This window comes from Pseudomonas sp. ARP3, from assembly GCF_001029595.1.
In the GTDB taxonomy this organism is placed as follows: Bacteria; Pseudomonadota; Gammaproteobacteria; order Pseudomonadales; family Pseudomonadaceae; genus Aquipseudomonas; species Aquipseudomonas rhodesiae.
In genome coordinates this window covers 36,325-60,368 of the sequence record NZ_LEKF01000003.1, presented here as the reverse complement: position 1 = coordinate 60,368, position 24,044 = coordinate 36,325, and the positions used below count along the sequence as shown (strand labels likewise).

22 protein-coding genes are annotated in these 24,044 nt (G+C 61.8%); 9 read left to right on the top strand and 13 right to left on the bottom strand.

Annotated features, from left to right (window positions below):
• Positions 1–151: 151 nt before the first annotated feature.
• The 7 genes from ABX75_RS04580 to ABX75_RS04550 all read right to left on the bottom strand — a co-directional run bounded on the left by ABX75_RS04580 (position 152) and on the right by ABX75_RS04550 (position 7,275).
• Entirely contained in the window at positions 152–1,786 is a 1,635-nt protein-coding gene (locus ABX75_RS04580; protein ID WP_047881534.1) for an ATP-dependent DNA ligase, read from the bottom strand.
• Positions 1,783–2,787, bottom strand: coding sequence for a ligase-associated DNA damage response exonuclease (locus tag ABX75_RS04575; RefSeq protein WP_047881533.1), 1,005 nt, complete (start codon positions 2,785–2,787; stop codon positions 1,783–1,785). Before ABX75_RS04575 ends, ABX75_RS04580 begins: the two co-directional genes overlap by 4 nt.
• Positions 2,788–2,998: 211 nt before the next feature.
• Positions 2,999–5,440: a penicillin acylase family protein gene (locus ABX75_RS04570; RefSeq protein ID WP_047881532.1), complete on the bottom strand. Its 2,442-nt coding sequence runs from the start codon at positions 5,438–5,440 to the stop codon at positions 2,999–3,001.
• Positions 5,441–5,602: 162 nt separating this feature from the next.
• Positions 5,603–5,803 (bottom strand): SEC-C metal-binding domain-containing protein, encoded by a 201-nt coding sequence (locus tag ABX75_RS28265; protein ID WP_003189235.1) that lies wholly within the window; start codon positions 5,801–5,803, stop codon positions 5,603–5,605.
• Positions 5,800–6,282 (bottom strand): LEA type 2 family protein, encoded by a 483-nt coding sequence (locus ABX75_RS04560; protein WP_047881531.1) that lies wholly within the window; start codon positions 6,280–6,282, stop codon positions 5,800–5,802. The genes ABX75_RS28265 and ABX75_RS04560 overlap by 4 nt, the downstream gene beginning before the upstream one ends.
• Before the next feature lie 19 nt (positions 6,283–6,301).
• On the bottom strand, positions 6,302–6,772 hold the full coding sequence (locus tag ABX75_RS04555) for a YchJ family protein (RefSeq protein WP_034137478.1): 471 nt from the start codon (positions 6,770–6,772) through the stop codon (positions 6,302–6,304).
• 5 nt (positions 6,773–6,777) lie between these two features.
• Positions 6,778–7,275: a DUF6231 family protein gene (locus ABX75_RS04550; RefSeq protein ID WP_034096276.1), complete on the bottom strand. Its 498-nt coding sequence runs from the start codon at positions 7,273–7,275 to the stop codon at positions 6,778–6,780.
• A gap of 190 nt (positions 7,276–7,465) precedes the next feature.
• Here ABX75_RS04550 and ABX75_RS04545 point away from each other — a divergent pair, with 190 nt between their 5' ends.
• A complete protein-coding gene (locus tag ABX75_RS04545) occupies positions 7,466–8,161 on the top strand; it encodes an OmpA family protein (protein WP_034096277.1) in 696 nt (231 codons plus the stop codon).
• A 147-nt stretch (positions 8,162–8,308) separates the two neighbouring features.
• Positions 8,309–9,067, top strand: coding sequence for a collagen-like triple helix repeat-containing protein (locus ABX75_RS04540; RefSeq protein WP_047881530.1), 759 nt, complete (start codon positions 8,309–8,311; stop codon positions 9,065–9,067).
• A 38-nt stretch (positions 9,068–9,105) separates the two neighbouring features.
• Here ABX75_RS04540 and ABX75_RS04535 read toward each other — a convergent pair whose 3' ends face one another.
• A complete protein-coding gene (locus ABX75_RS04535; protein WP_034137267.1) occupies positions 9,106–9,570 on the bottom strand; it encodes a CopD family protein in 465 nt (154 codons plus the stop codon).
• 99 nt (positions 9,571–9,669) lie between these two features.
• On the opposite strand from ABX75_RS04535, the gene dinG reads away from it, so the two are divergent.
• From dinG to pdxH, 5 genes are all read left to right on the top strand, one after another.
• Entirely contained in the window at positions 9,670–11,814 is a 2,145-nt protein-coding gene (gene dinG / locus ABX75_RS04530) for an ATP-dependent DNA helicase DinG (protein WP_047881529.1), read from the top strand.
• Positions 11,815–11,904: 90 nt separating this feature from the next.
• Complete coding sequence (locus ABX75_RS04525) at positions 11,905–14,202, top strand: beta-galactosidase (protein ID WP_047881528.1); 2,298 nt, start codon at positions 11,905–11,907, stop codon at positions 14,200–14,202.
• Between the two features lie 82 nt (positions 14,203–14,284).
• Positions 14,285–15,430 carry an EstA family serine hydrolase gene (locus tag ABX75_RS04520; protein WP_034096282.1) on the top strand — a complete coding sequence of 382 codons (1,146 nt, stop codon included), beginning with the start codon at positions 14,285–14,287 and terminating at the stop codon, positions 15,428–15,430.
• Positions 15,431–15,572: 142 nt separating this feature from the next.
• A complete protein-coding gene (locus ABX75_RS04515) occupies positions 15,573–16,721 on the top strand; it encodes an OmpA family protein (protein WP_047881527.1) in 1,149 nt (382 codons plus the stop codon).
• 27 nt (positions 16,722–16,748) lie between these two features.
• A complete protein-coding gene (gene pdxH / locus ABX75_RS04510; protein WP_034112207.1) occupies positions 16,749–17,396 on the top strand; it encodes a pyridoxamine 5'-phosphate oxidase in 648 nt (215 codons plus the stop codon).
• A 36-nt stretch (positions 17,397–17,432) separates the two neighbouring features.
• On the opposite strand, the gene ABX75_RS04505 is transcribed toward pdxH, so the two are convergent.
• Positions 17,433–17,693 carry a hypothetical protein gene (locus ABX75_RS04505; RefSeq protein WP_034112208.1) on the bottom strand — a complete coding sequence of 87 codons (261 nt, stop codon included), beginning with the start codon at positions 17,691–17,693 and terminating at the stop codon, positions 17,433–17,435.
• Positions 17,694–17,850: 157 nt separating this feature from the next.
• Here ABX75_RS04505 and ABX75_RS04500 point away from each other — a divergent pair, with 157 nt between their 5' ends.
• Positions 17,851–18,315 carry a glycine zipper 2TM domain-containing protein gene (locus ABX75_RS04500; protein WP_003189251.1) on the top strand — a complete coding sequence of 155 codons (465 nt, stop codon included), beginning with the start codon at positions 17,851–17,853 and terminating at the stop codon, positions 18,313–18,315.
• 77 nt (positions 18,316–18,392) lie between these two features.
• On the opposite strand, the gene nhaA is transcribed toward ABX75_RS04500, so the two are convergent.
• Complete coding sequence (gene nhaA / locus ABX75_RS04495) at positions 18,393–19,568, bottom strand: Na+/H+ antiporter NhaA (RefSeq protein WP_034096286.1); 1,176 nt, start codon at positions 19,566–19,568, stop codon at positions 18,393–18,395.
• A gap of 218 nt (positions 19,569–19,786) precedes the next feature.
• Here nhaA and ABX75_RS04490 point away from each other — a divergent pair, with 218 nt between their 5' ends.
• Complete coding sequence (locus ABX75_RS04490) at positions 19,787–20,881, top strand: PLP-dependent cysteine synthase family protein (RefSeq protein ID WP_034112209.1); 1,095 nt, start codon at positions 19,787–19,789, stop codon at positions 20,879–20,881.
• Positions 20,882–20,933: 52 nt separating this feature from the next.
• Here ABX75_RS04490 and ABX75_RS04485 read toward each other — a convergent pair whose 3' ends face one another.
• The 3 genes from ABX75_RS04485 to ABX75_RS04475 all read right to left on the bottom strand — a co-directional run bounded on the left by ABX75_RS04485 (position 20,934) and on the right by ABX75_RS04475 (position 24,023).
• On the bottom strand, positions 20,934–22,550 hold the full coding sequence (locus tag ABX75_RS04485) for an NAD(P)/FAD-dependent oxidoreductase (protein WP_047881526.1): 1,617 nt from the start codon (positions 22,548–22,550) through the stop codon (positions 20,934–20,936).
• A gap of 106 nt (positions 22,551–22,656) precedes the next feature.
• The gene (locus tag ABX75_RS04480; protein WP_047881525.1) at positions 22,657–23,328 is read right to left on the bottom strand and encodes a COG3650 family protein; all 672 of its coding nucleotides are present in this window, start codon (positions 23,326–23,328) and stop codon (positions 22,657–22,659) included.
• Between the two features lie 95 nt (positions 23,329–23,423).
• Complete coding sequence (locus ABX75_RS04475; RefSeq protein WP_034112210.1) at positions 23,424–24,023, bottom strand: short chain dehydrogenase; 600 nt, start codon at positions 24,021–24,023, stop codon at positions 23,424–23,426.
• Positions 24,024–24,044: the final 21 nt, after the last annotated feature.

Here is a 24,044-nt window from a genome sequence, read left to right as displayed (position 1 = left end):
TACTGAACGGTGTCAGACGGATCCCAAGTAGCAATTTCTGCACCATAGTTCCGAATGAGCGTTTTAAAAGGCAAGAAGGTGGCGATGTGAGTGTAGGAGATGCCCAAAAATGGGCATCGATTTTTCAATGCACCATTTTGGGTGATGGGGCTCAGTTCAGCAGGTCTTGCAAGGTGCCGAGGTTATCGGCGTCTTCCACGTGTTTATCCTGGCGCCAACGCAGCATCCGCGGAAACCGCACCGCAATTCCGCTTTTGTGGCGTTTGGACAGGGCGATGCCCTCGAAGCCCAGCTCGAACACCATGCTCGGCGTCACGCTGCTGACCGGGCCAAATTTTTCCACGGTGGTCTTGCGCACAATGGCGTCGACTTTGCGCATTTCTTCATCGGTCAGCCCGGAATAGGCTTTGGCAAATGGCACCAGGGTGCGCTCGCTGCCCGGCGGCCCATCCCACACCGCAAAGGTGTAGTCGCTGTAGAGGCTGGCGCGTCGGCCGTGGCCGCGCTGGGCGTAGATCAATACCGCGTCGACGCTGAACGGATCGACCTTCCACTTCCACCACACGCCCATGTCTTTGGTGCGGCCCACGCCGTAGAGGCCGTCGCGCGCCTTGAGCATCATGCCCTCCACCCCCAGTTTGCGGGAGTCTTCACGTTGCCGGGCCAAGTCCTGCCAAGTACTGCCCGTCAACAGCGGCGAGGGCAGTAGCACCGGTTGGTTGCACTGTGCGATTACCTGCTCCAACTGCGCGCGGCGTTCGGCTTGGGAATGGTTGCGCCAATCGTCGCCCTGGTGCTCCAGCAGGTCATAGACGAGCACTGCCACTGGCGCGTCCTCCAGGACTTTTTTGCTCAAGGTCTTGCGACCGATCCGCTGTTGCAGCAGGGCGAAGGGTTGCACCGCGTCCTTCCACACCACGATCTCACCGTCGATCACCGTACCATCCGGCAGACCGCTGACCAGCGCATGCAGCTCCGGAAAACGTTCGGTCACCAGTTCCTCACCACGGGACCAGACCCACAGGCGCCCCTCGCGCTTGACCACTTGCGCGCGAATGCCGTCCCACTTCCATTCCACCTGCCAGTCGGCGGGGGAGCCGAGCAGGGCGTCGAACTGCTCCACCGGTTGCGCCAGGCCATGGGCCAGAAAAAACGGATACGGTTGCCCGCCACGCTGCGCGTGTTCGTCGGACGATTCGGCGGCGATCAGCTTCAGATAACCCTCGGCTGTAGGACGGTTGGACAAGTCGGTGTAACCCACCAACCGCTGCGCCACCCGTTTGCTGTCCAACTCGGCCATCGCGGCCAGGGCGCGGGTGACCAGCAGTTTCGAAACGCCCACGCGGAAACTGCCGGTGATCAGTTTGATACACAGCATCAAACTCGGTTGATCTAGTTGCGCCCACAGCGCCGGCAAGCGTTCGGCCAGTTCCGTCGGCGGCAGGCCGCGCAAGGGCAGCAGTTTTTCTTCCAGCCACACCGCCAGGCCGTCCTCGGAGGTGTAGGTCGATTCTGGCAACAGCAGGGAAATTGTCTCGGCCAGGTCGCCTACCGACTGGTAACTTTCTTCGAACAGCCAGGGTTCGATGCCCGAAGCCTCGGTGGCCATGTCGCGCAGCAGCCGCGTCGGCACCAACTGCCGTGGGCGCCCACCGGAAAGGAAATACACCGCCCACGCGGCGTCGGCTGGCGGCGCCTGGCGGAAATAGCTCTGCAAGGCGGCGAGCTTGGCGTTGCTAGAGGTGGTGGCGTCGAGGTTGGCGTACAACTCGGCGAAGGCCTTCATGCCGTGACCTCTTCTTCATCGTCCCCGTATTCGGTGGTGAACCCTTGGGCATCCAGGCCTTTTTCGCGCAGGTGACGTACCAATACGCCGACGGAACCGTGGGTGACCATCACCCGTTCGGCCCCGGTTTGCTCGATGGCCCACAACAAGCCGGGCCAGTCGGCATGGTCCGACAGCACAAAACCTCGGTCCACCCCACGCCGCCTACGGGTGCCGCGCAGGCGCATCCAACCGCTGGCGAAGGCATCGCTGTAGTCGCCGAAGCGGCGTATCCAGGTGCTACCGCCGGTGGAGGGCGGCGCGATGATCAGCGCCTGGCGCAGCAACGGGTCGTTTTTCTTGAAATCGCCAGCGTATAGCGTCTCCGGGATATAGATGCCGGCGTCGCGATACACCCGGTTCAATGGCTCGACCGCGCCGTGGCTGAGGATCGGGCCGATGCTGGCGTCGATGCCATGCAGGATGCGCTGAGCTTTGCCGAAGGAGTAACAAAACAGCACGCTGGCCTTGCCGTTGGCGATATTCCCACGCCACCACTCATTGATTCCCGCAAAGATCTGCGCCTGGGGCTGCCAGCGGTAGATCGGCAGGCCGAAGGTGGATTCGGTGATAAACGTGTGGCATCGCACCGGTTCGAACGGCGCGCAAGTGCCGTCGGGTTCGACTTTATAGTCACCAGAGGCTACCCAGACTTCACCCTGGTATTCGAGGCGTACCTGGGCAGAACCGAGCACATGTCCGGCGGGATGGAAGCTCAGGGTCACGCCGTGGTGCACCAGGCGTTCGCCGTAGGGCAGGGTCTGCAGGTTGATGTCCTGGCCCAGGCGCGAGCGCAGGATGCCTTCGCCGGGCGCGGCCGCAAGGTAATGGGTGTTGCCGGTGCGGGCGTGATCGCCGTGGGCGTGGGTGATAACCGACCGCTCCACCGGGCGCCAGGGGTCGATGTAGAAATCTCCGGCGGGGCAATAGAGGCCTTCCGGGCGGGCGATGACAAGGTCCATGGGGTGACCGGGGAGGTGGGCTTGTTACTTATGAGGCAGGGGCGAACGCAGAAGTTCTATCTAAGTGCATGTGGATCCTGGTGGTTCTAGCAGGCTACCGATGATCAACAGCGAAACCGGCTGATCGTACTTCAATAGACATTCGACACTGAACAGGCTTGCTGGGGTGAGCAGCCTCACCACAACAAGCCCCTTTTGCATTTTGCAGCGTTTACTTGCCTGGGGTGAGGGTCAGGCGGGTCTTGCCATACACCTTGTCAAAGTTCTGTGGCTGCATCGGGAAACTCAGGTATTGCGCCTTGAGCGCCGCGTCAATGCCATTGGCGTAGTGCGGGCTGACCGGGTTGCCGGATTGGCCGATGCCGCCTTGGCCCATCATCGGTTCCGCCTGGCCGAAGTCGACGATCATGCGCAGCGCCGGTACCTGGGTGGTGTTGAAATCCTGGCCCCAGCTGTAGGGCGCCGGGTTCAAGGTGTTGTGATCGCCGCCACTGGCCAGCGGCCCACGGATCACTTGGCCTTGCACGTTTTTCCAGGTGGTGCTGTGCAATTTGCCCCACTGCCAGGCCTTGTGGTCCGCACCCAGTTGGCTGTCGCCGGCGGTGATGGCGGCCGCCAGGCTGCGTGCGAGGATCGCCGGTTTGTCTTCTTTCTGCGCGGTGCGCACGTCGTCCCAGAATGGGCTGTCTTCACGGCCCAGCAGGTGGTCGGCCTGGGCGGCGTAGGACAAGCGCGCGTTGCTCACAAAGGCTTTCCAGCTGGCGCTGGTTTCCGGGCCGAGTTCGTCGAGGAAGATCTGCCGCGTACTTTCCTGTAGGAACAGTTCATAGAGCGCAGCATCGGCGGAGGTCGACACCAGGCGACCATCGAAGGCCATCAGGCGGGTCAGGGCTTCGCGGGCCTTGGCCTGCTCGGCAGCGGGTAACGCCTCGATCGCCTGCTTGAGCGGCTGAGCCATGCCTGGGGCCTGGAACATGCTCTTGAGTTTGGCGGCGAAGGGGGTGGTTTGGTCGTACTGCATAGCGATCAGGCTGCGACTGTCATGCTTGCCGGCATTGGCCAATTGCGCCAGGCGTTCGCTGCGCTCAGGGGCATCCCAGGTGTTGGACAATTGCATGCCATAGCCGCGCGGTGCAGTGCGCTGGTTGGCGGTGCCGATCCAGCCTTGGGGCGGGTCCTGGTCATAGGGGTGCAGCATGGCATCGGCGTAACCGTCCCAGTCGAAGCGCCCGTCCCACCCCGGCGACGGCAATAGCCCTTCACCTTCGCGGCGATTGGGGAAGCGACCGGTGACCTGCCAGCCGATATTGCTGGCGTCGGCGAAGATCATGTTCAAGGCGATTGCGCGGATTTCCCGGGTGGCGTCCGAGGCTTTGCCGGCATTCTGCGCGCGCGACAGGTCGAAGAAGGCGTCCAGGCTCTTGTCGTCTTTGAAGTCGGCGCTTTGCAAGGCCAGGCCCAAACCGCTGGTCAAGGCCTGGCTGCTATTGAGCAGGGCACCGTGGCGGGTTTCGTAGACGACTTCGCGAATCGAGCGTTGGCCCTTGATGAAGAAGGTTTCGTTACGCACCCCGGCAGGTAGCCATTTTCCGTTGTTTTCGTAGTAAAGCGCGCTGCCCTGGCGTTTGACCTTTTCCAGGAACAGGTCCTGGGTGTCGCCCTTGACCGCGCTCATGCTCCACGCCACTTTGCCGTTGAACCCGGACAGCAGCGTAGGCAGGCCGGCAATCGAGACACCCACGGCCTGGTACTTAGGTGCGCGGATCTGCACGTAGCTCCATGGCGACGGTGCCTGTGGCTGCGCCGCCAAGTCGTTGGCCAGCAGGCTTTTGCCGGCGCGGCTGCGTTGCGGGCCGATGGCCCAGTTGCTTGAAGTGGTGACCGCCAGTGCATTGAGGCTGTTCAACTGCTGACTGACCGCATCCAGCCCCGCCAGACCGGTGATCTGGCCCAGGTTGATGCCCTTGAGTTTGTCGGCTTCGGCCAGTGGGATCGGCTCGTCGGGCGCGCTTGGCGTGAGCCAGGCAAGTTTATCGACGCCGACTTTTTGCCCCAGCACCAAGGAGCCCAGTTCTTCCTGCAGGTTGGCCGACTCGCTGAAATTGAGCAGGCAGAACAGCAGCGCGGAATCTTCCGGTTTCCAGTACTCGGGCTTGTAGCCGGTGTGGGCCAGGTCCGGCGGCAGCTTGTCGCGATAACGGAACAGATAGGCGTTGACGCCGCGGGCGTACACCTCGAAGAAGCGCTTGAGGCGCGGCGATGAGGCGTTATACAACTCGCCGGCGCTTTTTTTCAGGTTGACCGCTCGCATAAAGCGGTCGACGTCCAGCACCTCAGCCCCCGACATTTCCGCCAGACGGCCCTGGGCCAGCAGGCGCAGGGTGACCATCTGCTGGATGCGGTCGCTGGCATGCACGTAACCGAGGCTGAACAGCGCATCGTGGAAGGTGTTGCTTTCGATCAGCGGCATACCTTGGGCATTGCGGCGCACCGACACATTCTGCGCCAGGCCCTTGATGGGCTGCACGCCGGCCACCGGCGGCAAGGTGTCTTGGGTGCTTTGGAGCTGGCAACCGGCCAGGCTCAATGCACTGGCAACTGCCGCGGCAACGCCGAACCGGGGAAGAAAATGTGAGAGGGCTGGCGAGGCCATGGCAAAGCTCCTGCGGGGGGTAGCGTCAGTAAAGGCGCTACGTTAGTGAGCGCGGTGAAACGACGCAAGCAGGAGTTGTGTAATTGCGTAAGCCTGGGGCAAAACAGTGTGGGAGGCGCTGGGCGTCCTCCCACAGGGTCAAGCGAATGTCATGCGTCGCGATCAGGCGCCGTGGCACTTCTTGAATTTTTTCTCGCTGCCGCACGGGCAAGGATCGTTGCGACCAACGTCCTTCAGGGCATTGCGCACCGGCTCTTGGTGAGCGTGGCCGCAGTTCGGGCCGTGGACATGGCCGTGGTCGTGATCATGGTGATCGTGATCGTGGTTGCAGTCAGGACCATGGACATGGGGTTGCTGAGTCATTGATGTCGCTCCGGAATAAAATCGCCGGGGATTATCTCGCCATTGTGGTTCACCTGCACGTCATAACCGATGAATAATCCGGTTTTCAGTTCGCCTTCGAGGCGGTAGGGCACAGGTCTGTCCGGGTTTTTCAGCATCTGCACCACATCGCGGATCTGCGGCCAGAGGTTGGTGCGCACCGTGACTTTGAACACCGCATGGCTGCGCGGCGGCACCGTCAACCATTCATTGGATTCGCCCTCGGTCAGCACAAAATCACTCAAGGTCACCTTGTAGATCAGGCCGCGCACGGTCAGGTCGTCGTCATCGCGGTTGTCCACGCGAAAGAACAGCTTGAATTTCTGCTCAAGCAGTTTGGCGCGCACCACCTCCACCTTCACCAGGGAAACATGAGGCGGTGGAGAATCGTCTTCGAACCACGATGCGCAACCGCTCAGGCCGAGGGTCAACGCCAGCATCAAGCTGTATATCCGGAGCATGGCGTCAGTCCTGTAAGGGTTAGAGGTAGCTGGAACAACACTTCTTGAATTTCTGCCCGCTGCCGCACAGGCAGGCGTCGTTGCGACTGGCTTTGATTTGCACCGTAGGATCGATGAAGTACCAGCGCCCGTCATTCTGTACGAAAGAAGACTGCTCGCGGTGGCTATGTTCGCCGGTGCTGTCGTGCCAGCGTGCGGTAAAGGTCACGAACGCGTGTTCCGGCTGGCCGCCGAACACTTCGGAGCTTTCCACTTCAAGGCCCAGCCAGGTGCTTTGGGCGCTCCACGCGGCGATGGCTTCGCGGTCCAGGCCGGCCTGTTGCGCAGGCAGAGTGGTGGCCACCAGATAGTCCACCAGGCCCAGGACGTAGGCGCTGTAGCGCGAACGCATCAACGCGGTGGCGCAAGGTGCCGGGTGGCCGGCGTGATAATGGCCGCAGCAGGCATCCAGCAGGTTGCCGCTACCGCAGGGGCAAATGGATGTACTCATCGGGATCACCACCAATACTTTCCGAAATTTTCCGGGTTGGCCCAGAACCGGGCGTTGAGCCAGTCGGGCACCTGTTTATAGTCAAGCAGATCGTAGGTGAACAGGGTCAACACCTGCTCGTCGCGCTGGAAACGCTCGCCGGCCTGTAGTGCCAGGGAGAAGAAGTCAGTGTCCTTCCAGTCGCAGGCGGCCAGGTCCACCAGCACGGCGATGCGGCTGGCATTGAGGTTGCGGATGCCGCCGAGCAGGGTCAGCCCTTGCGGTTTTGACAGGTGCTCCAGGCAATCGACCACCAGCGCCAGGTCAAAACGCTGGGCGGCCAGGTCTGCGGGCAGCGCGCCGGGCGCGGCGAAGGACACCTGGCTCTGCGGATGCGCCTTTTCAAAAGCGTCCAGTGCCGGGAACCGGCTGGCGCCCAGCACCAGCAGGCGTTGGGGCGAGTGCAGGTCGAGCAAGGCAGCCAGGGCTTGCTGGGGTGTACGGTCAGAATTACCAGCGGTCATCACAGATCCTCACATCAGAACCCTAGAGACTAGCGCGGCTGAACGTGCGGGCCTAGAGCGGGTGGTGGAGAAAAGTCCCGGCTGAGCCCTCATCCTTAATAAATACGGGGGTGTGACGCAGTGGCGCAGTTGAAAAGAGCGGTCTTAACTGCATCCATCGGCCTTCGCCGATCCCCTCAGGAGAAATCAGATGAGCATCATGCGGACAGCTCTACCCTTGGTTCTGCTAACCGGAGTATTGACAGGTTGCGCAGGCTTGCAAAAAACCGACTGGCCCACCTGTGCCGCCGTAGGCGGTGTGACAGGCGCGGCGTTGGGCGCCACCGAAAGTTCGTCATGGGCCGGCGGCGGTGCGTTGCTGGTCGGTGGTCTGGCCGGCGCCTATTGCTGGGTGCATGGCGATGGCGACGAGGATGGCGACGGCGTGCCGGACAGCCGCGACAAGTGCCCAGGCACCCCTAAAGGCGTGCAGGTCGATGCCAATGGCTGCCCGCCCGCGCCGCAAGCAGCAGTGGTCGAGGAAGTGGTGGTGGTCAAGGAAGAAACCATCGTGATTCGCGACGTACACTTCCAATTCGATTCGGCCAAGTTGACGGCAGCGGATAAAACCAAGCTCGACACCATTGCCACGCGCCTTAAACAGGAAGCACCTAACGCCCAGTTGCGTGTCAGCGGGCACACCGACAGTGTCGGTAAAGATGCCTACAACCAGAAACTCTCGGAACAACGCGCCCATTCGGTCACCGAATACCTGATCAGTGCCGGCGTGCCGCGCAGCAGTTTTGTCTCGGTCGCCGGGGCGGGCGAGAGCCATCCAGTCGCCGACAATAAAACGGCCGAAGGTCGTGCGCTGAATCGCCGTACGGAAATCCAAATCAACCGCTGACAGCCCTTGCCCCTGTGGGACCCACAGGGGCATTGCCGATCTGCATCGCTCCGTTCTCAAGTTTTTTGATCCTTCACTGGCAAAGCGCCGGTAGAAGTCGTTACTGTGCGTCCAAAGAAAAATTTGAAAACACTCAGGAGCCCCATGATGCGTAAGGTTTTTCTGTTGGCCCTGTTGGTCAGCCCCATTGCCCTGGCCCAGAGCGTTAGTGTGGAAACCAACTCATTGATGCGCCTGCCCAGCAGCACCAGTGTGTTGCAGTTGGAGCGCCTGGACGTGGCGGACTATGGCACCTTGCTGGTTCCGGCCACCATCAGCCAAGTCAGCGTGGACGAGCTGCACCTGGGCCGCGACGCGCGCATCGCCATTGTGCCCGGCAGCACCGCGCTGCAATTGCAGGTGCGCCATGCGCAATTGGATCACGGCAGTCAGATCACCTCGCGCGGCGCTCCCGGCACTCACGAAAAACCTGCTAAGCCCGGACGTGACCTGAATTTGCGCATCAATGCCCTGACGGCTGAAGAGCTCTCGGTGGATGCCCGTGGCGGTGCCGGAGCCCAAGGCTACGCCGGTCTGGATGGCGCCAACGGCGAAGACCCCGGCTGCACCTGGGGCGCGGCTGGGCGCGGCGCCAATGGCGATAACGGCGGCGATGGCTTGCCAGGCGCGGCAGGTGCGCAGGTGCGAGTGGAGGTGCCGAAAGACTTTCCGGCCCAGCAGATCAAGGTATGGGTCGACGGCGGCCCGGGCGGCCTGGCGGGCACGGCAGGCAAACCGGGTAAGGGCGGGCAATCCAAGGGCTGTTTGGTGTACCGCGCCGATGGTGGCGAAAAAGGCCGCCCAGGCTTGGAAGGGCAGCCAGGGCCGGCCGGGCCGGCGGGTGCCGTCACTATTGAACGGCTCTGACGTGCCCCCACCTCAATCGGCAAGCCCAGGCTTGCCGTTTAGAACATCGGTCGCGCTGAAGCAATCGCCACCACCAGCAGCCCCACGATCAAGTTGATCCCCACCAACGTGCGAATTTGCCCCAGGGCCGTGGCGCCCGCCGGCCAGTCCTCGGCCGCCACCGCCGTGCGCAGCGCCGGGAATTTCAACGCCTGGATGCGGATAAACAATGCGGTCATCACCAGATACAGGCCCATCATCACCTGCACATAACGTGGCGCGGTTTCAAACCCATTGAAGCGCAGATGCAACAGGCCGACACCGCTGATCGGCAAAATCAGCACCGCCACCCAGACCCACACGAAAAAACGTTGAAACACATTCGCCCACAACTTGAGCCGGGCAGGGCCTTCAAGTGCCGCCACAGCGGCGGGGCGCAGGATCATCCAGGCGAAAAACATACCGCCGACCCACACCAGGGCGGCCAGGACATGCAGGGTGTAAGCGAGGCTAAAGACGGTCATTGCGGTACTCCGTTCTGCGCGGGATTAATTAGCGGGGTATGATAGCCGCCGATCCGAACCACTGAAAATTTATCCAGCGTTTTTTGCGCCCGACTATTCATGATCAGCACTGAACTCAAAACCACGATCCAGGGCGCCTACACGCGTTTTCTCGAAGCCAAGAGCTTGAAACCGCGCTACGGCCAACGCCTGATGATCGCCGAAGTGGCAAAAGTCCTCGGGGATATCGACACCGACGACGAAGGCCGCCGCGAAGGCGAACCGGCGGTCGTGGCCGTCGAGGCCGGCACCGGCACCGGCAAGACCGTGGCCTACAGCTTGGCCGCGATCCCTACTGCCAAGGCCGCCGGTAAACGCCTGGTAATCGCTACCGCCACGGTCGCCCTGCAAGAGCAAATCGTCTACAAGGACCTGCCCGACCTGATGCGCAACAGCGGCCTGAACTTCACGTTCGCCCTGGCCAAAGGGCGTGGCCGCTATATGTGCCTGTCCAAGCTCGACGTGCTGTTGCAGGAAGGTCACGCGCAAACCGCCACCGCGCAGCTGTTCGAAGAAGAAGGCTTCAAGACCGAAGTCGATGAGGCCAGCCAGAAGCTATTTACCAGCATGATCGAAAAACTGGCCGGCAATAAGTGGGACGGCGACCGCGACAGTTGGCCCACTGCCCTGGAGGATGCCGATTGGGCACGCCTGACCACCGATCACAGCCAGTGCACCAACCGTCATTGCCCGAACTTCGGTCAATGCGCCTTCTATAAGGCTCGCGAGGGCATGGGCAAGGTCGACGTGATCGTCACCAACCACGACATGGTGCTGGCCGACCTGGCATTGGGCGGCGGTGCGGTGTTGCCCGATCCGCGCGACACGCTGTACGTCTTCGACGAAGGCCACCACCTGCCCGACAAGGCCATCGGCCACTTCGCCCATTACACGCGGCTGCGTTCCACTGCCGATTGGCTGGAATCCACCGCCAAGAACCTCACCAAGCTGCTGGCCCAACACCCGCTGCCCGGCGACCTGGGCAAGCTGATCGAACAGGTGCCGGAGCTGGCGCGGGAGATCAAGACCCAGCAGCAGTTCATGTTCAGCGCCTGCGAACAGGTGGCCGACTTCAAGCCCGGCGAAGACGTGGAAGGCCGCGAGCGGCCACGCCACCGCTTCGTCGGCGGTCTGATTCCCGAGCACATGCGCGAAATGGGCATCGAGTTGAAGAAGGGCTTTTCACGCCTGACCGATCTGTTCACCCGACTCACCGACCTGCTCAAGGAGGGCATGGATGGCGAGGTCAATATCGGCATCGCCAGCAACCAGGCCGAGGAGTGGTACCCGTTGTTCGGCAGCCTGCTGTCCCGTGCCCAGGGCAACTGGGAGTTGTGGACCGCCTTCACCGTCGAAGACCCGGAAGACAACCCGCCCATGGCGCGTTGGCTGACCCTGGCCGAAAGCGGCGCCCTGTTCGATATCGAGGTCAACGCCAGCCCGATCCTGGCGGCCGAGATGCTGCGGCGCAACCTGTGGAATGTGGCCTACGGTGCCTTGGTGACATCGGCCACCCTGACTGCGCTGGGCACGTTCGATCGTTTCCGCATGCGCGCCGGTTTGCCGAAAAAGGCCGTGACTGCCGTGGTGCCGAGCCCGTTCCACCATGCCGACGCCGGCGTGCTGCGGGTGCCGGACCTCAGGGCCGACCCACGGGACGCGGCGGCCCACACCGCGGCGATCATCCGCGACCTGCCGGAGCTGGTCGAAGGCTCCCGGGGCACCCTGGTGCTGTTTTCATCGCGCAAGCAGATGCAGGACGTGTTCGACGGCCTGGACCGCGACTGGCGCAAGCAGGTGTTTATCCAGGGCAACCTGTCCAAGCAGGAAACCCTCAACAAGCACAAGGCGCGGGTGGACGGTGGTGATTCCAGCGTGTTGTTCGGCCTGGCGAGTTTCGCCGAGGGTGTGGACTTGCCGGGGGCCTATTGCGAGCACGTCGTGATCGCCAAGATCCCGTTCTCGGTGCCGGACGATCCGGTCGAAGCGGCGCTGGCCGAGTGGATCGAAGCGCGGGGCGGCAACCCGTTCATGGAGATCTCGGTGCCGGATGCCTCGCTGAAGTTGGTGCAGGCCTGCGGTCGTCTGCTGCGAACCGAACAGGACCGGGGCACCATCACCTTGCTCGACCGGCGTTTGGTCACCCAACGCTATGGCAAGGCTATCCTCAATGCGTTGCCGCCGTTCCGGCGCGAAATTTCTTAAGCCACTGTGGGCGAATTCGCCCACTTTGTGGTCTATCTCGTCACCGTCATCACAGGCCATTCATCGGCCGTCAGGGAGAACCTTGCTCGTATGATTCGCACGCTGCCCGCTCTTTTTGCCTTGCTGTTCGCGGCGCCTTTAATGGCCGCGCCAGATGGGCAACAAACACTGTTCAACTTCGTCCGGCCTGCCGATGTGGTCAAGGTGGCGACCCAGGACGCCAGCCTGCCCCAATACAATGCCGAGCAAACGCCCGAAGGCGAGGTGCTGCGCCGCGTCACCTTCAACCCCGCGGCCGAACCGAGCCTGGTGCTCAGCCCGCAAAGCGGAGCCTGGGATTGGTCGCAGTCCGGAGCCTTGAGCCTGCGTATCCAGAGCGCCATGGACTGGGCGTTGACCCTGTACGTCAAGGTGCAAAGCAATGATGGGCGCACGTTGACCAGCCGCATCGACCTGCCGGCCGGCCCTGCCCAGACCTTGCTGATCCCGCTGCAAGCCAATTCCCCACTGAGCCAGGGCATGAAGGCCGGCCCACCGATGCCGATCAGTGTGAACGGCCAACGCGTGCTGCTGGCCAGCAGCGCCGGCGAAATCGACCGCAGCCAGGTGGTCTCTGTGACCGTGTCGATGCACAACCCCAACGTGGCTCAGAGCATCCTGGTGGAGCGCTTCGGCGTGCAGGATGTGGAGCCGGTGATCAAAGCGGCCTACAGCGAACTGGTGGATGCCTATGGTCAGTCCACCCGTGCGCGCTGGCCGGAAAAGGTCAGCGGCGACGAACAGCTCAAGGCTGCCGCCGTCAAGGAGCAGCAACAATTGCAGGGTTGGCTGGCCATCCGGGACAAATCCGCACTGGACCCTTACGGCGGCTGGAACAAAGGCCCGGCTTTCACCGCCAGCGGCTTTTTCCGCACCGAAAAACGCGACGGCCGCTGGTACCTGGTGACGCCCCAGGGGCATCCGTTCTATTCCCTCGGTGTGAACACCGTAGCCCCGGATAACAGCCAGACTTACGTGGCCGGCCGCGAATGGATGTTCGCCGCCTTGCCCAAGGCCGGCGAGCCTTTCGACAAGTATTACGGCAGCGCGGATCACCGCACCGGCAACGGCTCGGGCGAGGGTCGCAGTTTCGGCGCTGGGCGTTGGTACGATTTTTATGGCGCCAACCTGGAACGCGCCTACGGCACGGCAGGGTTCGACCAGAAACGCTGGGTCAGCCATACCCTAGACCGACTGCAGGCCTGGGGCTTTAACACCGTAGGCAACTGGAGCGACCCGGACCTGGCCACCGCCGACCGTGTGCCGTACACCTTGCCGCTGTCCATCGTCGGCGACTACACCAGTATCAGTACTGGCACCGACTGGTGGGGCGGCATGCCCGATCCGTTCGACCCGCGCTTTGCCATGGCCACCGAACGTGCCGTGGCCATCGCAGCCCGCGACCATCGCGACGACCCCTGGCTGATTGGCTTCTTCGCCGATAACGAACTGGCCTGGGCCGGCCCCGGTGACGATCCGAAGGCCCGCTATGCCCTGGCCTACGGCACCTTGCGCATGACCACCGATGTGCCGGCCAAGCGGGCGTTCCTAAAGCAATTGCGCGACAAATACCGCAACGAGCAAGGCCTCTCGAAAGCCTGGGGGATCGAACTGGCCGGTTGGGAGCTGATGGAAGACCCTGGCTTCGAGCCGCCGATGCCCAACCCAGCGCATCCCGAAATCAAGGCCGACTTCAAATACTTCCAGAAAACCTTCGCCGATGCGTACTTCAAGACCATCTCCGACTCGCTGAAATGGCACGCCCCCAATCAACTGTTGCTGGGCGGTCGCTTTGCGGTCAGTACGCCGGAGGCCGTGGCGTCCTGCGCCCAGTATTGCGATGTGTTGAGTTTCAATATGTACACCCTCAAACCCCAGGACGGTTACGACTTCGCCGCCTTGCGTGCGCTGGATAAACCGGTGCTGATCACCGAATTCAACTTCGGCTCGGCCGATCGCGGGCCGTTCTGGGGCGGTGTGACGCAACTGACCAGGGAAGAGGATCGCGGCGCGGCGTATGCCAACTTCCTCAAGCATGCCATCGCCGAGCCGTCGATTGTCGGCGTGCATTGGTTTCAGTACCTGGACCAACCCGTGACTGGGCGTTTGCTGGACGGTGAAAACGGCCATTTCGGTCTGGTGGGTATCACCGATATGCCGTTCCAGGGCTTTGTCGAGAGCGTGCGCAAGAGCAACCTGGCGGCGGTCGAGCAACTGGGCAAGGAAGCGGAAAAGGCCTCTGCCGCCGCAAGTGCTCAGGAGAAGGGGGGCGGGCGCTCGGGGCATGAAGGCAAAGGCCCGGGGCAGGGCGCCGGGCATGCCGGCGGTCATGCTGGAAACGGTCATTGATTCGAGGCTGACGGGTTCACAAACCCCACAAGGGCTGGAACAATGTCGGCCACTTTTTATGGCGCTTTACGAGGGGACTTAGGTGCAGATTCAGGGTCATTACGAGCTCCAGTTCGAAGCGGTACGTGAAGCCTTTGCCGCACTGTTCGATGACCCGCAAGAGCGTGGCGCGGCGCTGTGCATTCAGATCGGCGGAGAGAGCGTCGTCGACCTGTGGGCCGGTACCGCCGACAAGGATGGGGCTGAGGCTTGGCACAGCGACACGCTCGTCAACCTGTTCTCCTGCACCAAAACCTTTACCGCCGTCACGGCCCTGCAATTGGTGGCCGAGGGCAAGTTGCAATTGGACGTACCGGTCGCCCGGTACTGGCCGGAGTTCGCGGCGGCCGGCAAAGAAAGCATCACCCTGCGCCAACTGCTCTGCCATCAGGCCGGGCTGCCGGCGATCCGCGACATGCTGCCGGCCGAAGCGCTGTATGACTGGAACCTGATGGTCGACACCCTGGCCGCCGAGGCCCCTTGGTGGACACCGGGCCAGGGCCATGGCTATGCGGCAATTACCTACGGCTGGCTGGTGGGCGAACTGCTGCGCCGTGCCGATGGCCGTGGGCCGGGCGAGTCCATTGTGGCGCGGGTCGCGCAGCCGCTGGGGCTGGACTTTCATGTGGGGCTGGCCGATGACCAGTTTCACCGTGTTGCCCATATAGCGCGTAGCAAAGGCAATATGGGCGATGAAGCCGCGCAACGTTTACTGCAAGTAATGATGCGTGAACCTACCTCCATGACCGCGCGGGCATTTGCCAACCCACCGTCTATTCTGACCAGCACTAATAAACCCGAATGGCGGCGAATGCAGCAACCAGCGGCAAATGGTCACGGTAATGCACGTAGCCTGGCTGGTTTTTATAGTGGTTTGTTGGACGGTAGTTTATTGGAAGCCGATATGCTCGAACAATTGACTCGCGAACACAGTATCGGACCGGATAAAACTTTATTGACCCAAACCCGCTTCGGCCTGGGCTGCATGTTGGATCAACCCCAACTGCCCAATGCTACATTCGGCCTTGGCGCTCATGCTTTTGGTCATCCTGGGGCTGGCGGCTCGGTGGGTTTTGCCGATCCGGAACATGATGTAGCGTTTGGTTTCGTGACTAATACACTCGGCCCTTATGTACTTATGGACCCGCGTGCCCAGAAGTTGGTCAGAATATTGGCCGGTTGTCTGTAAAACCCTTGCCGTTTCACAATTTTTTGTTACAAAGGCAACTATAAAAGGCGCTGAACGAAATCATGTAACTTTAATGTTCTGTAAGCGTCTGTTTAACGGGTCACCCAGACCCCCGTTTCTTTTCTCATTTTGTGGATATCTCATGTTATCGAACAAGTCCTTGGCTCTGGCGCTCTGCCTCACTATTACCGGATGTGCACAAACTCCACAAAATGATGCCGAAGGCGGGCATTGGTGGTCATTTGGATCGGATAAGACGGCTGCCAAGGACGCAGTAAGCCAGACCGATGCCAAACCGGACGCTAAACCCGCCGCCGGCGCCAAGCCTGCCGCTCCAGCTACCGCGGCTGCCCCTGCGCCGGCACCTGCCACTGCGGCACCGGTTGCCAAGGCCGACACCGGTTCCAGCTGGTGGCCATTTTCGTCGAAGAACGCTGATGCCAAGGCCGACTTGAAAGCCGATCTCAAAGCCGCAGATCCGGCCCCGGCGCCAGCCGTCGCCAAGACCGACACCGAAACTCACTGGTGGTGGCCGTTCGAAAGCAAGCCCAAGCCACTGGCCAAGGTCGATGTGACCAACGTGCAGATGCCCGATCCGAAAATCACCCAGGCTTGGTTGGACGACTATGAGCCGCGCCTGCGTGCCGCCATCAAGGACAGCAACCTGCAACTGGAACGTCGCGACAACGTGCTGGTGGTCATTGCCCCGGTGGATGGTTCCTACAATCCTAAACGCCCGGCGATGTTGTTGCCGGTGACCCTGGGGCCTTTTACCCGTGTGGCCAAAGCGGTTGAATCCGATCCCAAAACCGCCGTTCTGGTGCTGGGTCACGTTGATGCTACCGGCAGCGCCCCGGCCAGCCAGGCATTGACCAAGGAACGTGCGCAGTCCATCGCTTCGATCTTCAGCCTCAGCGGCCTCAAGCAGGACCGCTTGATGCTGCGTGGCATGGGCGACCTGATGCCGCGTGCCGCCAACGACAGCAATCAGGGCCGCGCTCTGAACCGTCGCATGGAAATCATGTTCACTCAACGCACCACCATGCTGGCTCTGTTGAGCAAGTACAACTCGGGCAAAACCCCGCCTGTGGCTGAAATGGTCGCAGTGCAGAACGCGCCAGCCCCGGCCGCTCCTGCTGCCAAGGCTCCGGCCAAGAAAGCACCAGCTGCCAAGAAGGCTGCCGCCAAGCCGGCTGCAAAAAAGGCTCCCGCCAAGCCGGCCGCGAAGAAGCCAGCGCCGGCCAAAGCCAAGGCTGCTGCCCCGGCTACCAACGACCAGGCAAAAAACTGATCCGCTGAACCAGAAGGATAAAGCCGCATGACCCAGGCACTGGCCGATATGCGTCGTGACTACACACGGGACGGTTTGAGCGAGGCCCAGGCCCCGAGCGAGCCGTTTGCGCTGTTTCACCAGTGGTTTGCCGATGCGGTGAAGACCGAGCAGCCACCGGTGGAGGCCAATGCCATGACCCTGGCCACGGTCGATCAGGATGGGCGGCCGCACTGCCGTATCCTGTTGCTCAAGGGCCTGGATACCCAGGGCTTTACCTTCTTTACCAACTACGAAAGTGCCAAGGGTCAGCAGCTCGCGGCGCGGCCGTTCGCGGCAATGACGTTTTTCTGGCCGAGCCTGGAGCGCCAAGTGCGTATCGAAGGGCGGGTGGTCAAGGTCACGCCGCAAGAATCGGACGCGTACTTCCAGGTCCGCCCTCTGGGCAGCCGCTTAGGTGCCTGGGCCTCGCCCCAGAGCCGGGTGATCCGTGACCGTGAAGAACTACAAGAACTGCTCAAGGTCACCGAGCAGCGCTTCAGCGATACCCAACCCGATTGCCCCGAGCATTGGGGCGGCTATCGCCTGCTGCCCGAGCGCATCGAGTTCTGGCAGGGCCGCGCCAGCCGCCTGCACGACCGCCTGAACTACCGCCTGCAAGATACTCAGTGGATCCGCGAGCGTCTGGCGCCCTGAGTTTCACCTTTCGTCACTTACGCTGAATGATGCCCTTCACCCCGCAGTCTCTGTTAAAGAGGCTTCGGGCGTGTAGTGCTGGGCGGCGTTCTTCAACCAGTCAGCCAAGTCGCGGCGTTTGATCTTCAGTTGGCGGGCGCTTTCCAGCTGTTGCAGCATAAAACTGCGTTTGTGCGGATCGTCACCGGCCAGCGACAGTGCCAGGTCGCGGTCAGTCCAGCGCCTGATTCGCACGTAGAGCCAGGCGTGGAAATACAGGCCGGCAAGGGTTGTGACTAGAATAATGAAATAGTCCATGGATGTCCTGAGACGGAGGGCAGTGCTACCGTTCGTCGAGTTGTCTGGTGCGGGCTGTCTGTACTCAGGCTGAATGAAAGCAGTTTTTTGCCGGGCTTGCCGTGACAGGCGTCAAGCGGCAGCGTTTAATGAATACCTGTCCTTTGGAGTTGATGCTATGCGTAAGTCTGTTTTACTGGTTGCCTGCTTTACCACCTTGTCTCTGCTGTTGGGTGGCTGCGCCTCGAGTCTGACCGGCGACTCGTACTCCCGTGATGAAGCGCGTCGTGTACAGACCGTTCGCATGGGTACCATCGAATCCCTGCGTCCGGTGAAAATCGAAGGCACCAAAACCCCTATCGGCGGCGCAGCGGGTGCAGTCATCGGCGGCGTGGGTGGCAGCGCCATCGGCGGCGGTCGCGGCAGTATCGTCACGGCGGTGATCGGTGCTGTGGCCGGTGGCCTGTTGGGTTCGGCTACGGAAGAAGGTCTGACCCGTACCCAAGGTGTCGAAATCACCGTGCGCGAAGACGATGGCAGCATGCGCGCCTACGTCCAGGCCGTGCAGGAAAATGAAATCTTCCGCATCGGCGACCGTGTGCGCATCATGACTGTTGACGGTACCAGCCGTGTTACCCGCTAAGGCGTAATCAGCAGGTAAAGAAAAACCCCAACCGGGTCACCGGTTGGGGTTTTTTTGTACGCCGTGTACCTGGGTAATCAGGCTTTCTTGCGGCTCGCCATCGCGGTCACGGCATAGCCGATGCAGGCCGCCAGGATCGACCCGGTCAGAATGCCCATGCGGTCTTCACCGGCAAATTCGCTGGCTCCTGGTACGAACGCCAGGGAGCCGACGAACAGGCTCATGGTGAAGCCAATACCGCACAGGATCGCCACACCGAATACCTGGCCCCAGTTGGCCCCTTCCGGCAGCGCGGCCAGGCCGGTCTTGATGGCCAGCCAGGTCAAGCCGAACACGCCGACGGTCTTACCGATCAACAGCCCGGTGGCGATGCCCATCGGCACATGGTGGGTAAAGCTTTCCAGGCTGACACCAGTGAGGGAGACGCCGGCATTGGCAAAGGCGAACAGCGGCAGAATGCCGTAAGCCACCCACGGGTGCAGGGCGTGTTCCAGGGTCAGCAACGGCGAAGGCTCGGCGTTCTTGGTGCGCATCGGAATGCAGAATGCCAGGGTCACACCGGCCAGCGTGGCGTGTACGCCGCTCTTGAGTACGCATACCCATAGGATCAGCCCGACGATCAGGTAAGGCGCGAGCTTGATCACGCCTAGACGGTTCATCGCAATCAACGCCAGCAGACATGCGCCCGCACCGGCCAGGGCGGCACCGGACAGGTCGGTGGAATAGAACACGGCGATCACAATGATCGCGCCCAGGTCATCGATGATGGCCAAGGTCATCAAAAACAGTTTCAACGACACGGGTACACGCTTGCCGAGCAGGGCCAGTACGCCAAGGGCGAAGGCAATGTCGGTGGCCATCGGGATCGCCCAGCCAGAAAGTGCGGCGGGGTAGTCCTTGTTAATGGCCCAGTAAATCAGCGCCGGCACCACCATGCCACCAATCGCCGCGGCGCCCGGCAGCACCACTTGGGAGGGCTTGGACAGGTGGCCGTCGAGCAGCTCGCGCTTGACCTCAAGGCCGATCAGCAGAAAGAACAGGGCCATCAGCCCGTCGTTGATCCACAGCAGGGCCGGCTTGGCGATTTGCAAGGCACCGACCTGCGCCACCACGGGCACGTCGAGAAACGCGGCGTAAAGGTGCGACAACGGCGAGTTGTTGACGATCAGCGCCAACGCCGCAGCGGCGATCAGCAGCAGGCCACTGGCGGCTTCGAGCTGAAAGAAACGGGTAAACGTGCTACGCAGAGCCAAGGGATGCTCTCCAATCCAAGTTCAATAGGTGGCTACCCTAACCCGTACCGATAGTTGTTAAAACAAAAGTTATATTCTTATTTGTTATAAGCAGCGGTCGACAAAGGCATCGCGCCAAACACTAGCAATTGTGTGTCTGATTGCGTCCTCACTGTATCTGTGTGGAGTGTAGGAAACATCCTAAGATTGCGTTCAAAATCCTTGAGAGATCACCCCCGATGAGTGACCACCGCCCCTGGGCTCGCGAAGCCATTCGCATCATTGAAGCGGATTTCCAGCGCAGCGCCGACACCCACCTGATTCCCCTGCCGTTACCGGGCTTGCCGGGAATTGAGTTGTACTTCAAAGATGAGTCCAGCCACCCCACCGGCAGCCTGAAACATCGCTTGGCGCGCTCGTTGTTTCTGTATGCCTTGTGTAACGGCTGGCTTAAACCAGGCGCGCCGGTGATCGAAGCGTCCAGCGGCTCCACGGCGATTTCGGAGGCGTACTTTGCGCGGCTGCTCGGCTTGCCGTTCATTGCGGTCATGCCCGCCACCACCTCCCAGGAAAAAATCGCGCAGATCGCGTTCTACGGTGGCAAGAGCCATTTGGTGCAGGATCCGACCCAGATTTACGCCGAGTCCGAACGCTTGGCGCAGGAAAGCGGCGGTCACTTCATGGACCAGTTCACCTATGCCGAGCGTGCCACCGACTGGCGCGCGAACAACAACATTGCCGAGTCGATCTTCCAGCAGATGCGCTTTGAGCAGCACCCCGAGCCGAGCTGGCTGATTTCCAGCCCCGGCACCGGCGGCACCACCGCCACCCTGGGGCGTTATGTGCGCTATCGCCAGCATTGCACCCGCGTGTTATGCGCCGATGCCGAACGCTCGGTGTTCTTCGACTTCTATCAGAGCGGCGACGCCAGCCTGCGCCTGGATTGCGGTTCGCGCATCGAAGGCATCGGCCGGCCACGAGTGGAAGCGTCGTTTCTGCCGAAAGTCATCGACGCGATGGTCAAGGTGCCGGATGCGCTGTCCTTGGCTGCCATGCATTACCTGGCCGAGCGCCTGGGACGACGCGTCGGCGGGTCCAGCGGGACCAATCTGATCGGCGCGCTGATGGCCGCGCAGCAGATGAAAGCGGCGGGGGAATCGGGCTCGATCGTAGCGATCCTATGTGACGGTGGCGAGCGCTATGCCACCACCTATTACGATCACGCGTGGCTGGCGGGGCAGGGGTATGAACTGGGTGCTTTGATATCGGCCGTTGCCGCCAGTGTGGAGCGCGGCGAACCGCTGCCCGCCAGCGTACTGCGGGCGAATATTTAAGAGAGCAGCGGCAAGTCAGAGCAAACGCACTTGCCGCTTACCGCTTGCCGCTTCAGCCCCGTCTGGCCAACATATCCCGCGCCAATGCCTCGGCAATCCGGATCCCGTCCACGCCCGCCGACAGAATTCCACCGGCATAACCCGCGCCTTCGCCGGCCGGAAACAGACCTTTTACGTTCAGGCTCTGCATCGATTCGTTACGAGTAATCCGCAGCGGCGATGAGGTGCGGGTCTCGATACCGGTCAACACGGCATCGTGCAGCGAGTAGCCCTTGATCTGCTTCTCGAACGCCGGCAACGCTTCCCGAATCGCTTCGATGGCGAAGTCCGGCAGTGCCAAGGCCAGATCGCCCAGGGACACCCCCGGTTTGTAGGACGGTTCCACGCTGCCCAGGGCGGTGGACGGCTTGCCCGCAATGAAGTCGCCGACCAGTTGCGCCGGTGCCTCGTAGTTGCTGCCACCGAGGACATAAGCGTGGGATTCCAGGCGCTCCTGCAGCTCGATACCGGCCAGCGGGCCGCCGGGGTAGTCCACTTCCGGCGTGATGCCGACCACGATGCCGGAGTTGGCATTGCGTTCGTTACGCGAGTACTGGCTCATGCCGTTGGTCACCACGCGGTGCGGCTCGGACGTAGCGGCGACCACCGTACCGCCCGGGCACATGCAGAAGCTGTAGACCGAACGGCCGTTCTTGGCGTGGTGCACCAATTTGTAGTCGGCGGCGCCGAGTTTCGGGTGACCGGCGTACTTACCCAGGCGTGCGGCGTCGATCAACGACTGCGGGTGTTCGATACGAAAGCCCACCGAAAACGGCTTGGCTTCCATGTACACACCACGGCTGTGCAGCATGCGGAACGTATCGCGCGCGCTGTGGCCGAGGGCGAGGATCACATGCTTGGACAAAATCTGCTCGCCGCCATCGAGCACCACGCCGTTCAATTGGCCGTCTTCGATCAGCACGTCGGTTACCCGTTGCTCGAAGCGCACTTCACCGCCGAGGGCGATGATCTGCTGACGCATATTTTCCACCACGCCGGTCAGGCGGAAGGTGCCGATATGGGGCTTGCTGACGTAGAGGATCTCTTCCGGCGCACCGGCCTTGACGAACTCGTGCAGCACTTTGCGGCCGTGGAACTGCGGGTCTTTGATCTGGCTGTACAGCTTGCCGTCGGAAAACGTCCCGGCGCCGCCTTCACCGAACTGCACGTTGGACTCGGGGTTGAGCACGCTTTTGCGCCATAGGCCCCAGGTGTCCTTGGTGCGTTGGCGCACTTCCTTGCCGCGTTCGAGGATGATCGGCTTGAAGCCCATCTGCGCCAGCAACAGCCCGGCAAAGATGCCGCATGGGCCGAACCCGACCACTACTGGTCGTTCCACCAGATCGGCCGGGGCATGGCCGACCACTTTGTAGCTGACATCCGGCGCCGGGTTGACGTTGCGGTCATCGGCAAACTTGCGCAGTAGCGCGGCTTCGTCACCTTTGACGGTCAGGTCGATGGTGTAAATAAAGCACAGTTCCGACGATTTCTTGCGCGCATCGTAGCTGCGTTTGAAGAGGGTGAAATCGAGCAGGTCATCACTGGCGATGCCCAGGCGCTGCACGATGGCGGGCCGCAGGTCTTCTTCGGGATGGTCGATGGGCAGCTTGAGTTCGGTGATTCGTAACATGACGGGATCCGGTGTGCGGCGTCTGGTAAGGCCGGCGGTTTTGCAAACCGGCGATTATAAGCCCCAACCTGGGTATCCCGTCATGCTAAAACAGCGCGGGCGCCGATCAATCGTCCCGCGAACCGCCGAAAGCCGCGCAGCCACGCTGGACTTTACCGTTGATCCGCAATTCGGCGCTCATGTGCTGCAGGCTGCCGCTGACGCTGTCCACGCAGCGTTGCGGGGCCACCCACAGTTCGATGTGTTCGTTATTGGCTTCGGTCATCAGGTTGAAACGGCCGTCGCCCAACTGTTCTTCCACATAGGGCACCGCCAGCGGTGGTTGGCCTTCGCGTTCGAGCACCATGCCCTTGGCCGCCACGTTCAGGGCCCAGGCCGGCTTGTGGCCGTTGGCGCGCAGGATCATGCGTTTGAAGTCCGGGTCGTTGCAGGCGTCGGTGGAACGTTCCACGCGGTACAGCTGCTGCAGCTCCACTTCGCCCTGGGCGCCGGCCGCCACGCCGGAAAACTTGCCACGCAAGTCGGCAAACAAAGCCCCTTGCTGTCCGGCCAGCGCTGCCGCTTCCTGCAGGATACTGGTACCTCCGGTGTCCTTGACCACGTAGGTGCGCTTGTCGTTGCACGGCTGGAACAGCAGTTTGCCGCCATCGGCCGTGATTTCGCCCTGCATGCGGGTCAACCCGGCGAGGGAGGGTTTGGCTGGCTCGCTTTCAAACATCTGGCAAGCGGCGAACAAAGGAAGCAAGGCGAACAGGGCAAAGGTACGGGCGGCACGCATAAAGGGTCTCCAGGCAAGTGCCGCCACGTTACGCAGGCTGGCGTTGCATCACAAGCCCACTCGCCAGCTTCAGGCAGTTCTGACAGACGCTACAGTCAACCCACGATAAAGGTCTGGCCGGTCTGCAAGCCTTCGACACTTTTTGCGTAGGCCAATGCCACATCGGCACCGGTGACCGGCTTGTAGCCACGGAAGTACGGGGCATAGCTGCCCATGGCTTCCACCAGCACCGTCGGGCTCACGGAGTTGACGCGAAGACCGCGCGGCAATTCGATCGCGGCGGCTTTGACAAACCCATCGATTGCGCCGTTGACCAAGGCCGCCGAAGCGCCGGTACGAATCGGGTCGCGGTTGAGAATGCCGCTGGTGAACGTAAAGGAGGCGCCATCGTTGGCGTACTCGCGACCGATCAGCAGCAGATTGACCTGGCCCATGAGCTTGTCACGCAGGCCCAGTTCGAAGTCGCTGTCCTGCATCTCGCCCAGCGCCACGAAGTTCACGCTGCCGGCGGCGCAGATCAGGGCGTCGAAGTTGCCGGTCTGTTCGAACAGCTTGCGGATGGAAGCGCTGTCGCTGATGTCCACCTGGAAATCGCCGCTGTTGCGACCGATGCTGATCACCTCGTGACGCTGAGCCAGCTCCGCCTTGACGGCTGAACCGACGGTGCCGTTGGCGCCAATCAATAGGATTTTCATGTTGCTATTCCTTCAAGGGCT

Excerpts from the sequence above, each read along its gene's own strand:
- ABX75_RS04580 (WP_047881534.1), bottom strand. The coding sequence starts at position 1,786 with ATGAAGGCCTTCGCCGAGTTGTACGCCAACCTCGACGCCACCACCTCT.
- pdxH (WP_034112207.1), top strand. The coding sequence starts at position 16,749 with ATGACCCAGGCACTGGCCGATATGCGTCGTGACTACACACGGGACGGT.
- ABX75_RS04480 (WP_047881525.1), bottom strand. The coding sequence starts at position 23,328 with ATGCGTGCCGCCCGTACCTTTGCCCTGTTCGCCTTGCTTCCTTTGTTC.
- ABX75_RS04545 (WP_034096277.1), top strand. The coding sequence starts at position 7,466 with ATGAGCATCATGCGGACAGCTCTACCCTTGGTTCTGCTAACCGGAGTA.
- ABX75_RS04550 (WP_034096276.1), bottom strand. The coding sequence starts at position 7,275 with ATGACCGCTGGTAATTCTGACCGTACACCCCAGCAAGCCCTGGCTGCC.
- ABX75_RS04555 (WP_034137478.1), bottom strand. The coding sequence starts at position 6,772 with ATGAGTACATCCATTTGCCCCTGCGGTAGCGGCAACCTGCTGGATGCC.
- ABX75_RS04505 (WP_034112208.1), bottom strand. The coding sequence starts at position 17,693 with ATGGACTATTTCATTATTCTAGTCACAACCCTTGCCGGCCTGTATTTC.
- ABX75_RS04575 (WP_047881533.1), bottom strand. The coding sequence starts at position 2,787 with ATGGACCTTGTCATCGCCCGCCCGGAAGGCCTCTATTGCCCCGCCGGA.
- ABX75_RS04500 (WP_003189251.1), top strand. The coding sequence starts at position 17,851 with ATGCGTAAGTCTGTTTTACTGGTTGCCTGCTTTACCACCTTGTCTCTG.
- ABX75_RS04515 (WP_047881527.1), top strand. The coding sequence starts at position 15,573 with ATGTTATCGAACAAGTCCTTGGCTCTGGCGCTCTGCCTCACTATTACC.
- dinG (WP_047881529.1), top strand. The coding sequence starts at position 9,670 with ATGATCAGCACTGAACTCAAAACCACGATCCAGGGCGCCTACACGCGT.
- ABX75_RS28265 (WP_003189235.1), bottom strand. The coding sequence starts at position 5,803 with ATGACTCAGCAACCCCATGTCCATGGTCCTGACTGCAACCACGATCAC.
- ABX75_RS04525 (WP_047881528.1), top strand. The coding sequence starts at position 11,905 with ATGATTCGCACGCTGCCCGCTCTTTTTGCCTTGCTGTTCGCGGCGCCT.
- ABX75_RS04570 (WP_047881532.1), bottom strand. The coding sequence starts at position 5,440 with ATGGCCTCGCCAGCCCTCTCACATTTTCTTCCCCGGTTCGGCGTTGCC.
- ABX75_RS04485 (WP_047881526.1), bottom strand. The coding sequence starts at position 22,550 with ATGTTACGAATCACCGAACTCAAGCTGCCCATCGACCATCCCGAAGAA.
- ABX75_RS04490 (WP_034112209.1), top strand. The coding sequence starts at position 19,787 with ATGAGTGACCACCGCCCCTGGGCTCGCGAAGCCATTCGCATCATTGAA.
- ABX75_RS04540 (WP_047881530.1), top strand. The coding sequence starts at position 8,309 with ATGCGTAAGGTTTTTCTGTTGGCCCTGTTGGTCAGCCCCATTGCCCTG.
- ABX75_RS04560 (WP_047881531.1), bottom strand. The coding sequence starts at position 6,282 with ATGCTCCGGATATACAGCTTGATGCTGGCGTTGACCCTCGGCCTGAGC.
- ABX75_RS04535 (WP_034137267.1), bottom strand. The coding sequence starts at position 9,570 with ATGACCGTCTTTAGCCTCGCTTACACCCTGCATGTCCTGGCCGCCCTG.
- ABX75_RS04475 (WP_034112210.1), bottom strand. The coding sequence starts at position 24,023 with ATGAAAATCCTATTGATTGGCGCCAACGGCACCGTCGGTTCAGCCGTC.